The organism is Umezawaea sp. NPDC059074 (assembly GCF_042738955.1).
In the GTDB taxonomy this organism is placed as follows: domain Bacteria; phylum Actinomycetota; class Actinomycetes; order Mycobacteriales; family Pseudonocardiaceae; genus Umezawaea.
This window is the reverse complement of record NZ_JBHYHC010000002.1, coordinates 130258-145848: the sequence shown is the minus strand read 5'-3', so window position 1 is coordinate 145848 and position 15591 is coordinate 130258. Positions and strand designations below refer to the sequence as shown.

Annotated in this window: 1 protein-coding gene (only partly in view); it reads right to left on the bottom strand. The window is 73.4% G+C overall.

The whole window is internal to a hypothetical protein gene (locus ACFWW9_RS01660) on the bottom strand: the coding sequence, 41598 nt in all, runs 6778 nt past the left edge and 19229 nt past the right edge, and what appears here is coding positions 19230–34820, spanning codon 6410 (partial) through codon 11607 (partial); reading right to left, the first codon wholly in view occupies positions 15588–15590. The start codon and the stop codon both lie outside this window.

Here is a 15591-nt window from a genome sequence, read left to right as displayed (position 1 = left end):
ATCGCGATCGGCAGCGCGGCCGACGGGTCGTTCGAGTAGTCGGAGTGCGCCTGCTGGAACCGCCGGTAGCGGGTCTCGGGCGGCATGGTCCAGCGCGGCTTGCCCTCGACCGTGCCCGCCTGGCCCCACTCCAACTTCGCCTTGACGACCAGTTCGTGGTGCTTGCCGTCGACCACGACGCTGAACCGGCGGCCGTCGCCGAGCATGCTGGGGACGTCGTTGCGCATGGCCCGCTGGACGTGGCTCAGGCCCTTGACCTTCTGCGCCCGCTTGCCGACCGGCATCGACGTGCCGTCGGCCGACTTGCGCAGCACGCCGCGGCTCGGCGGCAGCATGCTGCGGAAGGCCCGGTCCACCCTGATGTCCGTGACGGCGCTGTGCTGGACGGCCTCGCCGAAGCCCTCGCCGTCGACGAAGTAGTCCGGCATCCCGCGCAGGACCTCGGCCGACGGGCCGCCGGGCTCCTCGTCGGTCGTCACGCCGAACTCGGTGGCCGCGGCGGGCGCGTCCTCGACGGCCCTGCCCGCCAGGCCGAGGTCCGCGAGTCCCTCGTCGTCGACCTCCAGGTCGACCGGCTGGTCCGGCTCGCCGCGCAGCGTCGTGGACCACACCGCGTTGTCCGACGAGGAGCGGTAGGTCGGCGTCACGTCCCAGCGGGGCGTGGCGCGGACGCGGTGCCGGGTGCTGCCGTCGGGGGCCTCGAACGACTCCAGCAGCTGCCGGTCACGCATGTCGACCTTGAGGTTCAGCGAGGACAGCTTGCCGCCGACCTCGACCACGTGGCCGTCCGACGACATCGCCGCGCGGAGGGTGGCGTTGTCCCACAACAGGTCCGGGGTGGTGGCGGCCATGATCGTGGCGGCGCGCGCGGAGCCGGGGGTGGGCCGCGACTTGCCGCCGCGGACGGGCGGGTCGGACGGGTGCAGGACCCGGCTGAGCGTCTTGTTCAGCTCCACGGAGGGCGCGGGCGTGACGGTCAGGTGGGCCGTCGGCCGGATCCCGAGCTCGCCCTTGCGCGCCTGGTCCCCGCGCAGCGACCCCGGTTCGGTCCGGAGCGGCTCCGGGTCGTCGGCGGGGTCGGGGGCGGCGGGCAGCGCCTCGGTCACCGCGATGGCGGAGTCGACGGCGCCCGCGATGACGGCCCGGCGGTTGAGCTCGCCCTCGGGCGCGTCCATCGTGATCCGCAGGTCGTGGGTGAACCGCGCCTGCTCCTCGGTCGGGACCGCGACGGCGGGTCCCGTGCCGAGCGCGGTGGGCACGGTGTCGGGGTTCGTGCTCGACCCGAAGAGGCCCGTGGTGAGCCTGCCGAACCAACTGGTCTCCGGCGTCGGGGCGACGGGCGGCAGGCCTTGGCGGGTGCCCTGGAACGTGCCGGGGCCGAGCGTCGCGCGGACGATGACGTCCTGCTCGACGACGCCCAGCGGCGTCCGCGTCTGGACCCGGACCGGGAAGCCGCCGTTGAGCATCGCGTCGAGCAGGCTCTGCGGCGTCCGGTCGGAGTCCGGGCCGAGCAGGTCCGCGATGGCCCGCTCGTTGAACTCGGCGATCCCGCTCGCCGGGGGGAGCGAGGTGAACGTCAGCCCGCGGATCATCCGGTCGAGGAAGGACTCGCGGGCCTGGAGGGTGCGCTGGCGGTCGTTCACCGCGACGCGGATGGCGTTGGCGATGCGGTAGACCGTGGCGGCCTCGTCGCGCAGCTCGACCGAGCCGCGGCCCTGGCCCAGGCCGTGCGGCGCCTGGTAGGCGACCCCGTCGTCGGTCCGGACGTCCAGGTCGCCGCCCTCGGACCCCGCTTCGGCCTCGTCCTCGACGTCCAGGGGCAGCGCGTCGTCCCGCTCGACCTCGGCGTCGTCCTCGGCGTCCAGTTCGACCTCGACGTCCGCCTCGGCTTCGAGCGCGGCGGCGGTCCGGGTGCCGTCGACGGTGATCAGGACGGCTTCGGTCGGGGTCACCTGCGCGGGTGCCGTGACGATCGTCAGCTCGACGTCGTCGCGGCCGATCCGCTCGCTCGGGTCGCGGGTGACCTGGGCCCGCTGGAGCTGCCGGTCGACCTCGACGGCGAGCAGGGCCGTCATCGCCTGGCGGCGGGCCTCGCCCAGCTCGACACCGCCGCCCTCGACCACGACGACCGGCATCGGCAGGTTCGCGTCGTGCCGGGCGAGGATGGCGGCCGCCAACTGCTCGGCCTGGTCGCTGAGCCGGTCCAGCTCGTCGTCCGTCGGCCGGGACGACTCGTCGTCGAACCCGTACGCGACGGTCTGCGAGGAGCCGGGCAGCTGCGCGGCGGTCTCGGGCGTGGGCACGAGCACGGCCGGGTAGCGGTGGGCGACGACCGGCCGGGTCGTCGCGGTGAACGCGACGAGGTCGAGCACGGAGGTCACCGGGTCGGTCGACGCGATGCCCTTCGTCAGGTCCGGCATGGCCACGGTCCGGACCTGCCCCGCGAGCCCGGTGTCGGCGGCGAACGCGACGACGGCGGCGCGGAGCACGACGCCGGGGCGTTCGTGCGCCTCGGCCATCCGCACCCCCGCCCGCAGGTCGAGCACGCCGTCCACGACGACGCCGGTGGTCAGCGCGTCCTTGATCCGCACGGCCAGATCGACCGTCGCGGCCTCGTCGTCGAGCGCGATCGGGCCGCGTGGCCTCGGCACCGCCACCAAGTCGCGGTCCGCGTGCTGCACCTTGACCGCCAGCTCGGCCGCCAACTGGTCGTCCGCCGCGGGCTCCGGCGCGACCCGCTCGGCGAAGTCCTCGTCGTCCTCCACCTGCACGTCGACCTGGACGTGGACGCCGGTGGCGGGCGCGAGCGTGCCGTCGGGAGCGGCCTCGGAGACGGCCTCGGCCGCGTCGATGACGTCGATCGGCTCGTGGAAGCTCGCCGCGTGCCGCCCGCCCCGGTCGGTGAGGGTCTCGGCGGGGTCGATGTGCAGCCACTGCTCGGCCTCGGCGGTGACGCTGCCGACGCCGTCCGGCCGGACCGGGAACGTGACGGTCTTGACCATGCCGCGCCACGTCGGGCTGGTCGCGATGGTGGCCACCGCGGCCTCCAGCACGACCCGGCCGCGCTGGTGCCCGCGCAGCACCTTGTCGACGCCGGTGAAGTCGAGGTCGCCCCGCGCCCGGATCCCGCGGACGAGGGTCTGCACGACGTCGGCGACGAGGTCTTCCATCTGCTGCCGGTCCGGGATGCCGTCGACCGCCGCCTCCGGCGGGGCGAACCGGACGCCGTCCAGCACGGGCACGTCGCCGAACCGCCCGGCGGCCGTGGTCGCGGCGCGCGTCCCGGTGCCCGTCGGGTCGGCGGTGCGGCTCGCCACGACCAGTTGCTCGGCGTAGTCCGCGGTGAACTCGTGGCCCTTCGGCGCGACGACGACCGGCGGCGCGGCGTTGTCCAACGAGCCCGCGAGCCCGTAGCCCTGCTCGGTCGCCAGCACGCCGCCGAGGCCGTCGAGGTTCTCCAGCGCGTACTCGCCGGGGGCGACGACACCGCCGAATCGGCTGGCGATCTCCGCGCCGAGGAAGCCTCGGCCCTGGTCGACGTGCAGGTCCGTCTGGTTGTCCACGGCGGCGTCGTAGGACTCCTGGTGGGTCATCGGCGCGGCGCTGTGGAACACCTCGGCCGTGTTCACCAGCAGGAAGCCGTGCTGCTCCGCCAGTTCGACCATCCGGCGGACGGCCGCGAGGTCGTCGGCGTCGCTCGACTTGGCCGCGAGGACCATCTCGCGCGACACGTCGGTCCACAGCACCGGGGTCCAGCCCTGGTCGCGCGCGGTGTCGGCGGTGGCCTCGAGGTTGGCCCAGGTCTCGGCATCGACGACGGGGCCGCCCGCGGTGGGCACGTGGACCAGCTTCGGCAGCCGCCGCTCGCCGGACGTGATCACCGAGTCCGGGTCCGCCTGGGGGTCGAGGACGCCCGTGGGGGCGTTGTGCCCGAGGTCCAGCGCGCGGAAGAAGTCGCGGTGCCGGTCGGGGTCGAGCGCGTCCTGGTCGACGCCCGCGAGGAACGCAGGTGCCGGGGCGATACGCGTCCCGGTGACCTCCGGGAGTTCCTGCGCCAGCGCCAGTTCCTGAGCCGTGACCTGCTCGGCCTGCTGCGCCAGCGCCAGCTGCTCGCGGTAGGTCCGGGTGGCGTCCCACCACGCGGTCTCGGCGTCGGTCACGGCCGTGCGCAGCTCGTCGAGGTCGGCGTCCGGGTTCGCGCCCTCCTCGGCGCCCTGGAGCCTGCCGACGGCGTCCGTCCAGTCCTTGCTCGCCTGGGCCTGCGCGGCGACGGCGGCCGTGAGCGGCGCGGGCAGCGCGCCGACGATCCGCTCGGCCGCCGCCTCGCGCATCCGGACCAGGTAGGCGTTGTCGACCGCGAGGCCCGCGACGCCGATCTTCGACGAGTCGCCCGGCTTCTCCGCGACCACCCGGAACTCGACGTCGGCGAGCAGGCCGCGGCTGTCCAGCTTCGGGTGCGTGGTGCGGTGCGACGCCGTCGGCTCGCGGCCCGCGCTGCTGTTCAGCGCGGCGGCCGTGCTCAGGTACCGGTCGGGCCGGGTCTCGGTGATGCCGCGCTCGTAGGTGCCGACCGTCTGCACGGCGCCGAACAGGTGCGGTCCGTCGGTGGGCTGGTCGGTGCCGCCACCGCCGCGCGTCATCAGCGAGAGCGAGCCCTGGCCGCCCTGGCCGATCTGGACGCCCTCGGCCGACGACGTCGACACCGAGCTGTCCATCTCGACGCGGCCCGTCGCCGACGCCAGCGTCGGGTTCGGCTTGAGCCGGGCGTGGATCACGAGGTCGCGCTCCAGGCCCGCCACGGCGAACCGGAACTGGCCGTCGCGCATGGTCGGGAGGGCGCCCTTGACGCTGGCGGGCGTGATGGCCGCGTTCACCGCGAGCGTGACGGCCGTGGTGATCTCCACGCCCGACTCGACCAGCGCGACCTTCGCCGCCTTGCGCAGGGTCTCCATCAGGCCGAAGTAGTGCTCGACCTCGTAGTCGCCCGGAGTCGGCAGCTCCAGCGCCAGGTCCGCGTCGCCGCGCCACCGCGAGAGCTCCTCGGCCCTGCCGTCGGTCGCGGGCAGCACCCGGATGTCCTGCTCGTCGCCGAGTTCCTCGTCGCTGCCCTGCGGGAGCAGGGTCTCCTCAGCCATCTTGCGGACCTTGACCTGCTCGACGACCTCGATCGACGCGATCGGCTCGCCGATGACGTCGGTCTGCGTGTCGGCGTCGAAGCCGAGCTTGCGGTCGATCTTGACGGTCACCCGCAGGTCGCCCTGGTAGACGCCGACCGGACCGCGGATCGCCGCGTAGGAGCCGTCGCCGCGACCCGCCGCCGACGACGTGTCGTGCGTGGCGACGTTCGCCGTGTAGCCCGCGATCAGGCCGCCGCCGAGCTGGCCCGACCCCGGCTGCGAACCGTCGGAGTTGGGGCCCTGGTGGAGCTTCGCCGCCGGTTCCGAGACGCCGTCGAGCGCGCCGTGGCCGCGGGCCACCGCGCCGACCGACAGGATCGAGTGGGTGGTGAGGTCCTCCTCGACGCCGCTGGTCGCCACGATGCTGCGCGCGGCCATCTTGCGGATGACCTCGATCTCGCCGTCGGTGGGCGGGGTGTCCCAGTCCGCCGAGACGGTCATGACGTAGGTCTCGCCCCGGAACCGGTGCTCGATCCGCAGCGGCGTGGTGACACCACCGTTGAGGGCCGCGCCGATGTACCGGTCGATGTTCGCGAGCTGCTCCTCGGCCGCCCGCACGTTGTCGTGGGAGCTCGCCAGCGGGGACCGCGGGAACAGCTCGTCCGCGGTCTCCTGGTCCACCTCCCGCGCGACCTCCGCACGCAGCTGCGGCACGAGGTGGCTGAGGTCGATGTGCCCGTCGACCGCGCCGATGCCGAGCGAGGAGGCGCCCGCCTTGCGGAACGACTCCGGCGTCGGCAGGGCCCGCTCGTCGGCGTCGTCCTCGGCGTCGTCGGCGTCGTCGACAGCCACGTCGACGTCCTCGTCCGGGATGTCCGGGATGTCGTCCAGGTCGGGCACCACCACGTGGTCGTCGCCCTCGGCGGCGAGGACGGCCTCCCGGTCGAACCGGCCCTCCGGGGCGTCCTCGTCGGCGTCGGGCTCGACGGCGACGTAGCCCGGCTCGTGGACGACGGCGGCCGCGGCGCGCTCGCGGTCCTGCCGCTCCAGTTCCGCGAACTCCTCGTCGGTGACCCACATGGTCACGGCGTCGTTCATGGTGAACTTCTCGCCCGCCGAGCCGACCGGCTTGCGCGAGAACAGCTCCAGCACGTCCACGTTGCCGTGCACCTGCGTCTCGGCGACCATCGACGCCTCGACGCCCACCATGACCAGGTACTTCTTCACCGGGTTCGCGGCGAAGTGGGTCTTCTCGGTGGCCTGGAGCTTGCGGGAGCTGCGGTTGCCCCACTTCGAGGCCCACGGCGTGAAGCTCGCGATGAACACGCCGTAGGGCGACGACTTGACGTTGCCCACGTGGCCGGAGGTGCTGCCGAGCGCCACGTCCACGTTGTCGAACGAGACGTCGGCCGACCAGACGCCGCCCTTCGAGCCGCCGACGGTCGTGCCGCCCACGTTGGTGTTCTTGGTGCGCTGGAACTCCTCCGGCCCGAGCTTGCGCGGGTTGACCGGCTTGAGCTCGACGCCGACGCGGCCGTAGACGTCGGCGCGGCGGCGCTCGTGGACCAGGCCCTCGATCGTGTGCCTGCCGAAGATCCGCGGGTCCTTCTTGAACGACTCGGGCGACAGCTTCTCGGCGATCAGCTCGGCGTTGGTGCCCACGCGCTGGCCGAACACCGGGTCGCCGTCGGACGCCCGGACCAGCAGGTCGTGCGCGGCGTCGACCAGGTGCTCGGTGCCCGCCACGGCCAGCACGTCCGCGCCCTCGACCGTCCGGTCACCCCGACCGAGGTCGTTGATGAACGTGCCCAGCGGCAGGTCCTCGCGGCCGGTCGGCGTGACGTCGACGTCCGCGGGCTGGGTCTGGCTGGTCACGTTGTCCGGCACGAGCATCCGGATCGGCACGACCTGGGTGTGGTCGGGCTCGATGCCCGGCCAGGTGCCGTCGAGCGCGACCGGCCGCACGTCGAGCGGGCTGCGGCCCCGGCCGCCGAAGCTCATCCGGCGCAGGCTCTTGCTCAGTCGGTGGTAGGCCTCGACCTCGGGGGTGATGACCAGGTCGCCCTTGAAGTGCCGCAGCGGGGTGTCGCCCAGACCGCCGGTGTCGGTGAGGACCGCGGCGTGCTTCTGCTCGGTGACCTTGCCGGTGTCGCTGCCCGTGGTGAGCGACTTCGTCCACGTGCGCGCCACCCGGAAGCCCGCGATGAAGACGTTCTCCGCCTTGGTGAGCGGCGAGCTGATCCGGCCCTGGAGGCCGAGCCCGGCGGTCGACGCCGTGGACGTGCTGAACGCGCGGTGCTCGTACTCCTTCGTCCGGGTCTCGGTCGACGGCTCGGTGATGTCGAGCTGGACGTCGCCGTCGAGCAGGTTCTCCAGCCGGGCCCGGACCGTGACGGTGACGACGTAGTCGTGGAACAGGCCCTGCTTCTTGAGCGGGATCTTCAGGCCCGGTCCGAGCATCTGGTCGACGAGCTGCATCAGCTGCTTGTCCGACAGCCTGCCCTTGGCCGTCTTCTGCCGCTTGATCACGTCGTTGACGAACGGCGACAGGCCGCCCGCCAGGTCGGGGTCGTCGAAGTACTTGAGGAACTCCGACGAGCTGAAGTGGTACCAGCGGTGGCCCGGCACCTTGCGCAGCGTGTCGGTGAGCGCCGCGAAGATCCGGTCCTTGCCCTTGAACGACTCGATCTTCGCGCCGGACGTGGACAGGCCCGCTTCCAGGTGCGGCGGGGCGTACCGCTCCCTGGTGTCGGCGTCGCGGAACTCCGGCTCGTGGTCCTGGTCGCCGCGGGAGTCCACGATGCCGGAGGCGAGCGCGCGTTCGCGCGTCGCCCACTGGACGCCGGTGACGGAGCCCTCCAGGGTGACCGGCGCGTGGCCGACCGGCCGGACCTGGACCTCGTAGACGGTCTTGTACCGGACGAAGTCGCCGAAGTAGTCGTGCTCGAACCGGATGCCGGTCTCGCGCTTGAACTTGCTCTCCCGCGACTTGGAGCGGGAGAAGTCGCCGACCAGGCCGCCGGTGAGCACGAACGTGCCCGCCGCCAGCACGGCCGCGGCCAGACCGCCGATGCCCGCCCGGCGCTTGGCCGTGAACGTGTCGGTGCGCGCGGCCTTCGAGGTGTCCCAGTCCAGCAGCAGCGGGCCGTCGGTGGTCTCGTCGGTGATCGCGACCTCGCGCGCCACCACGCGCATCTCGACGGCGCTGCCGCGGCGGAACAGGTTCAGCGGGTTCGCCGAGCCGCCGGGGAACAGCGGCGCGGACCGCACCCAGCCGGTGTTCGGGTTGTTCTCCGGGTCGAACACCGCCATCGCGTACAGGTTCGACTTGATGTTCGTGCGGTGCAGGAAGTCCATCAGGACCTCGCGCCCGTGCGACCCGACCTTCGAGACGTGGTCGGGCAGCAGCCGGACCACCTGCTCGAAGAACGAGGAGCGCTCCGGAGTGTCGACCAGCACCTCCTCCAGCCCGAACTCCTTGGGCGGGGCGGAGGTCAGCGGCGTGGTCGGCTGGTCGGTGTCGGACCGGCCCTTCTTCGGGCGGCCGAACCGGAACACGCCCTCCATACCGGGGTGCGTGGTGTGGTCGACCGGGTTCACGGCCGTGCCCTCGGGCACGACCGGCCGGTCGTCGGTGTCGCGCAGCTCGAACGAGTACGACACCCGCGCGTCGCCGATCCGGACGTCGAGGTCGACGGGCAGCGACGCCCGCTTGTGCTCCTCGGACGTGCTGCGCGACATCGACTCGTTGACGTTCGTGGTGAACGACGGGGTGGCCACGACGAGCAGCGGCGGCGCGGCCGTGATCATCACCGGCACCGTCAGCGACGGGTCGGACGAGTAGGCCGCCTGCGCCTCGGTGAACCGCCGGTAGCGGGTCTCCGGAGGGTTGGTCCAGCGCGGCTTGCCCTCGATGTCCGCGCCCTGCTCCCAGTGGAACTTGGACTTGACGACGAGGTCGTAGTCCTTGCCGTCCACGGTCACGGCGAACCGGCGGCCGTCGCCGAGCATGCTCGCGGGGTTGTTCGCCATCTCCCGCTGGATGCGCACGACGTCGGTCCGCTTGACCTTCGGCCCGCGCCGGTTCCTCGGCGCCCCGTCGGGGCGGGGACCGCCGTCGGGGGTGTCCTTGGACAGCACGCCGACCCGCGGGAACAGGCTGCTCAGCGCGCGGCGGATGTCCAGGCCCTGCACGGCGGTGTGCATCGCGGTCTCGCCGACGCCGAGGCTGTCCCGCATGTAGTCGGGCATGCCGTCGACCACGTGCTGCGCGGGCTGGGCGTCGGGCTGGACGATCGCCTCGTCCTCGTCCTCCGACTCTTCGGTGATCGTCCCGAGTCCGCCGGGGGTGTGCGTGGCGTTGGTGCCGGTCACGGCCACCGGGGCGGCCGGGGCCGCGGTGAGGCCGAAGTCGGCGAGGCCGACCGCGTCGACCTCCAGCAGCACGGCCTCGTCCGGCTCGCTGCGCAGCGTCGTGGACCAGGCGGCGTCGACCGACGACTTGCGGTAGGTCGGCGTGACCTCCCAGGTGGGGGTGGCGCGCACCATGTAGCGCGGGCCCTCCGGGGTCTGCCGGACGGCCAGCAGCTCCCGGTCGCGGAAGTCGACCTTCACGGCGACCGAGCTGAGCGGGCCGCCCTCGGTCCTGGTGACCAGGCCCTCCGGGGACATGGCCGCCCGCAGGTCGGTCCACACCCCCCGCGAGCCCTCGCGGACGCGCTCGGCCTGGAGGCGGCTCGGCGCGGGGCGGCGCTCGTCGCGCGGGGTCGGCCGGTCCGCCGGGTTGAGGATCCGGTCGAGCACCTGGTTCAGCTCGACGGCGGGCGTGGGCGCGGCTTCGAGGTGCGCGGCCGGGCTGACGCCGACGGGACCGCGGCGGGCCTGCTCCTGCCGCAGCGAGCCGCGCTTGGTGTCGATGGCCGGGTCGGCGCCGGTCCACGGCGCGTCCACCGTGGTCTCGTCGGTGGGCACCGCGGAGTCGACGGCGTTCGGGATCGTGACGGTCTGGTGGAACTCGCCCTGCGCCGTGTCGATCGTGAGGCGCAGGCCGTGCGTGAACATCTCCTGCTGCTCCAGCTGGAGCTGCTGGTCGGCGTCGGCGTCGAGCGCGGACGGCCGGGCGTCGGGGTTGCCGGAACCGCCGAACAGGCCGCGGGTGATCGTCGTCCACAGGCTGGGCTCGACCGTGCGGGTCCGGCGCACGCCAAGGCCGTTGCCCGTGTGGTCGCCGTCGTCGAGGGTGGCGCGCAGCACCACGTCCTGCTCGACCTGGCCCAGCGGGGTGTCCACCGCGACCCGCAGCGGGACACCGCCGTTGAGCAGCGCGTCCAGCAGGTCGTTCGCCGGTCGGGCCCCGAGCGCCGAGTTCACGGCGAGCTGGTTGGCCTGGTCGAGCGTCAACGGCACCGGCCGCGGGGTGCGGGTGATCGTGCGGAACGCCGAGTCCAGCACCGCCTTCACCTTGTGCCCCAGCGTTTCGCGGGCCTGGACCGACTTCGGCCGGGTGTCGAGCGCGGCGGTGACCGCGGTGGCGATCCGCGCGGCCAACGTGGTGTCGTGCGGCTCGACCCGTCCGACGCCCTGGCCGACGCCGTGCGGGGCCCGCCGCCGCGGACCGCCGTTCGGCAGGTCGTTCTCGGGGTCGTCGACGAGGTCCCAGTTCTCGGCCAGGGTCCGGTCCTGCTCGCCGTCCTCGTCGGTGTCGCCGTCCTGGTCGTCGTCCTGGTGCAGGACATCGCCGTCCTGGTGCAGCACGTCCCCGTCCTGGTGGAGGACGTCGCCGTCCTGCCCGACCAGGTTGGGGTCGTCGTCCAGCGCCAGGTTCGGGTCGAAGTCGACGTCCAGCGGCCCGTGCCACTGCTCGACCACCCAGTCGGCGAGCGCGCGGGCGCGGGGCAGCCTGCCGTCGTCCTCGGCGATCTGCTGCGCCACGAGGCGGGCCATGTCCTCGGTGAGCTCCTGCTCCTCGCCGAACTCGCCCGCGACCATGCCCCAGGCCGCGTCGAGGTAGGCCTCCTCGAACTCGTTGTCCCTGATGGCGTCGAACACCCCGCCCCACGCGTCGGCGCGCTCGGCGTCGTCCTCGAAGTTCGCGTGCTCCAGGTGCGCGAGCTGGTCGCGCACCGGCGGGTCGATCCGGTCGGTCTGCTCGGCGACGAACAGCGCGAGGTCCATCGCGGACTCGGTGTAGACGCCGCCGTCCGCGACGACCTGCTCCGCGATCAGGTACCGGACGCCGGTCCGGAAGGCCCGCTCCTCGCGCAGCGCGGCGGCGAAGTCCGCCGCGGACTCGTCGTCGCCGCGCGTCGGCAGCGGGCCGAACACGTCCTCGACGCCGTCGCGCGCGATGGTCAGCATCTCCCGCGTGCCGCGGAACTCCGCGCGGACGCGGGCGAACTCGGCGTTCCAGTCGCCGTCGAACGCCGGGTCGCCGGGCACCAGCCTGGCCAGCCGCTGCCGGAAGTCCTGGAGGGCGTCGTCCTGCTCGTCCTGCTCGACCTCGGAGTCGTCGTCCGGGAAGTGGACGCTGCGCTCCTCGGCGTCCTGGCCGTCGTCGAGCCGGACGTCCGACGCGATGGTGTGCTCGTCGTCCTCGGGCTCGGGTTCGGCCTCCAGGTCGACGTCGCCGTCCAGGTCGACGTCGTCGCCGTACGGGGCGTGGTCGATCACCGAGCCGCCGTCGTCGTCGAGGAAGGACTCCCCGTCGTCGACCACGACCGGCGCGTCGAGTTCAGCGACCTGGGTGTTCAACCACTGGGCCAGGTCGCGGGCCCGGTACGTGGAGCCGTTGTCGGCGTCGATCTGCCGGGCGACCAGGTACTCGGCCCCGGTGCGGCGCGTGCCGTCGACCCGCGCCTCGGGCGAGGTGTCGGCGTCGGTGAACGGCGACGGGCCGAACGCCGTCGTGACGAGTCCGCGCGCCCTGTCCAGCACGTCGAGCCCCTGCTCGGGGTCCACCGCGACGATCGAGGCGAACTCGGCGTCCCACCCGCGCGCCCACGCGGCCTGGTCGGTCTCCGCGTCCAGGTGGGCCAGGTCGCCGCGCACCGGCGGGTCCAGCCGCCCGGTCTGCTCCGCCACCCACACGAGGAGGTCGATCGGGCCGGTGGAGACGGCTTCCTCGGCTTCCATCGCCTCTGCTACGAGGTGCTGGAGGTCGGTGTGGAAGTCCGCGTCGGGTTCCGAGCCGGTCATCCGGACGCCGAGGACGTCCTGCACGAACTGCCGGGCCGCGTCCAGGGCGTTGCGCGCGTTGTGGGCGCGGTCGAGGTCCTGCTCGCGGGACTCCTCCAACGCCGAGTCGACGCTCGCGTCGTCGTCGGGCTCGACCTCGGCCTGCGCGCCGTTCTGGGCGATCTCGGCGTAGTCGGCCCGCACGCGGTCGAACTCCACCTGCCACGCCGCCTCCACGTCGGCGTCGAACGGGGCGTCGCCGCGATCGAGGTGCGCGAACCGCTCGATGTGGTCGACCTGCTCCGGCAGGTCCTCGGCGTCCTCGACCGCCAGCTCGCCGATCGACCCGTGGGCGTCCACGGGGTCGTCCGAGAGGCGGGTGATCACCGCGTCCGCCAGCACCCGCGCGCGACCGGGCAGCCCGCCGTCGGCGGCGATCTGGTCGGCGACCGCGGCTTCCAGACCGTTGCGGGTCAAGGGCTCCAAGGCGTCGGTGTCGAGGCCCTGGTCGGTGAGCGCCTGGTCCACGAGGTCCCCCGCGGTGGCCAGGTCGGCCCGGTCGCCCTCGTACTCGTCGAGGCCGGGGAACCCGAGGTCCTGCTCGTTCGCGACGTCCCGGACCGGCGGCCCTTCGAGGAAGCCGAACCGCTCGGCGGCCTCCACGGCGACCGCGTAGGTCTGCCCGGTGACCCGGCCGTCGGAGTTGACGATCGCATCGGCCACGACCAGCCGGATCTCGTCGCGGCGCACGTCGTCGTCGGTGCCGGACGGGTCGCCGAGGACCTGCCGCACGACGTCCTCGGCCCGGTCCAGGTCCACCTCGTGGTCGCCGTCGGCGAGTTCGGCCCGGATCTCGTCGGCCCGCGCCTCCCACCGCACGGTCGCGGACGCCGTGGCGAGCAACGCCGCGCGCTCGCCCAGCCAGATCGCCAGGCTGCGCGCGCGGCCTTCGAGACCGTTGTCGGCCTCGATCTGCCGCGCGACCAGCCCCACGGCCCCCGCGCGGTAGGTGGGCAGGGTCGGGCTGTCGACGTCGGCGGGGAACTCGACGGCGACCAGCGTCTGGGCACGCCGCTGCACGTCCTGCGGCACGTCGAACTCGGCCTCGGCGGCGAACCGGGCGTCCCACCCGGCCACCCACTCGGCGTCCGGCGTGCCCTCGGCGTCCAGGTCGGCGTGCAGGTCGCCGCGCACGGACGGCGAGTCCAGGAAACCCCACTGCTCGGCCGCCCACACCGCCACCTCGAACGCGCCGGGCGTCACCACCCCGTCGTTGGCGAGGATCTCGTTGGCGACGAGCATCCGGGTCTCGACGTGCCGGCCGAAGTCCGCGTGGTCGGCGGCGGGGAGGTCGCCCAGCACCTGCCGGACCACGTCGTCGGCGAGATCCGTCTCCGCCGTGACGTCGACGCCCTGGTAGCGCTCCTCGGCCTCGGCGACCTGGGCGTTCCACGTGGCGGTCCAGTCCTCGTCGCCCAGCTCGGAGCGCCGGAGGTCGATCAGCGGCACCACGTCCTCGACGTCGGACCCGATGATCGACACGACGTCCGAACCGACCTCGTCCTCGACACCCCGCTCGGTCTCGGCATCGACATCCGGTTCGGTCTCGGCGTCGACGTCGGCCGTGGAGCCCGGTGCGACCCGGTTGTCCACCTCGGCGAGCGCGGCCACCTGGTCGCCCAGCCAGATCGCCAGCAGGTGCGCGCGGCCCTCCAGACCGTTGTCGGCCTCGAGCTGCTGCGCGACCAGCCCCACCGCGCCGTCCTGGCGCAACTCCAGGTTCGGGCTGTCGACCGCGCGGTCGGCGAACTCCCGCTCCACGAGGTCGCGCGCCGCGTCCAAGTGCGCCGTCTCGACCTCGACCTGGGCGGCCGCGGCGAACTCCGCGTCCCACGCCGCCGCCCACTCCTCGTCGGTGTCGAAGGCGTCCTCGGCGTTGACGGTGGTCTCCAGCCCGCCGCGCACGGAGGGCGTGTCCAGGAAGCCCCACTGCTCGGCCGCCCACACCGCGATCTCGTACGCGCCGAGCATCACCTGGCCGTCGCTGAGCACGATCTCGTTGGCGACCAGCACCCGCGTGTCCACGTGCAGGTCGTGGTCGGTCTCCCCCGCCTCGGGCATCGGCCCGATGACCTCTTCGACCAGGTCCGCGGCGGCGACCATCTCCTCGTCGAGGTCGACACCCGCGAGGGCGTCGTCGACCGCGGCGACCTCGCGGTCCCACGTCTCCCGCCAGTCCTCGTCACCGAGTTCGTCGCGGCGCAGGCTGGTCAGCGGGGTCGGCTCGGCGTCTTCTTCCTCATCGGTCTCGGCGTCCTCGTCCTCGTCGTTCTCGGACCCGTCGTCGAACTCGCGCTCGGACCCGCTGTCCGAACCCTCGTCCTCGTCCGCGTCGCGCTCGACGTCGTCTTCCTGCTCGACGTCCTGCGGCGCGTCCTCCTCGGGCGTCCCGGACCGGTCGCCGGTGTGGTCGCCCGCCTGGTCCTCGACGTCGCTCGTGCCGTCGTCGTCCATGTCCGGCACGGACTCCGGGTCGAAGTCCGCCTCCACCGGCGAACCGGACAGCGCGACCGGGCTCGGCTCGGCCCACTGCTCCACCAACCGCTGGACGAACTCCTCGCGCGCGGGAGCGTTGGCGCGCAAGGTGTCCTGGTCGAGGAAGTGGAACATGACCGCCTCGGCGAAGTCCTCGTCCGAGTCGGTGGCGCCGTACTGGGTGACGGGGCGTTCCGCCGCGAAGTTCGGCCAGCCGTCCGCGGTCCACGCACCGACGGCCGTGCCGAACGCGGGCAGCTCGTCGCGCAGCACGTCGGCCGTGCGGGCCACGGTGAACGGGGTCGGCCTCCCGGTGAAGGCCTCGGGCCGCCGCGCCATGATCTCCTCGATCGCGGCGGCGTGCCGGGGGGCGCGGTCGCGGAACGCGTCGAGGTCCGTGAGCGCGGCGGTGATCGAGTCGTGGAAGTCCTGCACCGCCGACGTGGCGCCGTCGACCGGCGCCTCGGCGTCGTCCACCAGCACCGGCCGCTCGCCGGTCTCGTCCCAGGTGCCGAACTCCGCGCGGAACCTCGCCCCGTCGTAGTCGAGCAGCGCGTGCGTCAGCTCGTGGACCACGAGCCCCTCGATGCCCCGGCTCCCGCCGCCGACGCCGTACGCGTGGGCGAGGCTGAAGACGTTGAAGCTGTTGGCGTTGGTGTAGTACGCGCCGAGCGCGCCGAACGAGAGCCCGTGCCCGCCGAACCCGATGCCGAAGGTGACGGCGCCGACCGACTTGATCTCCTGCTCGACGTCCGCGCGGGAGCTG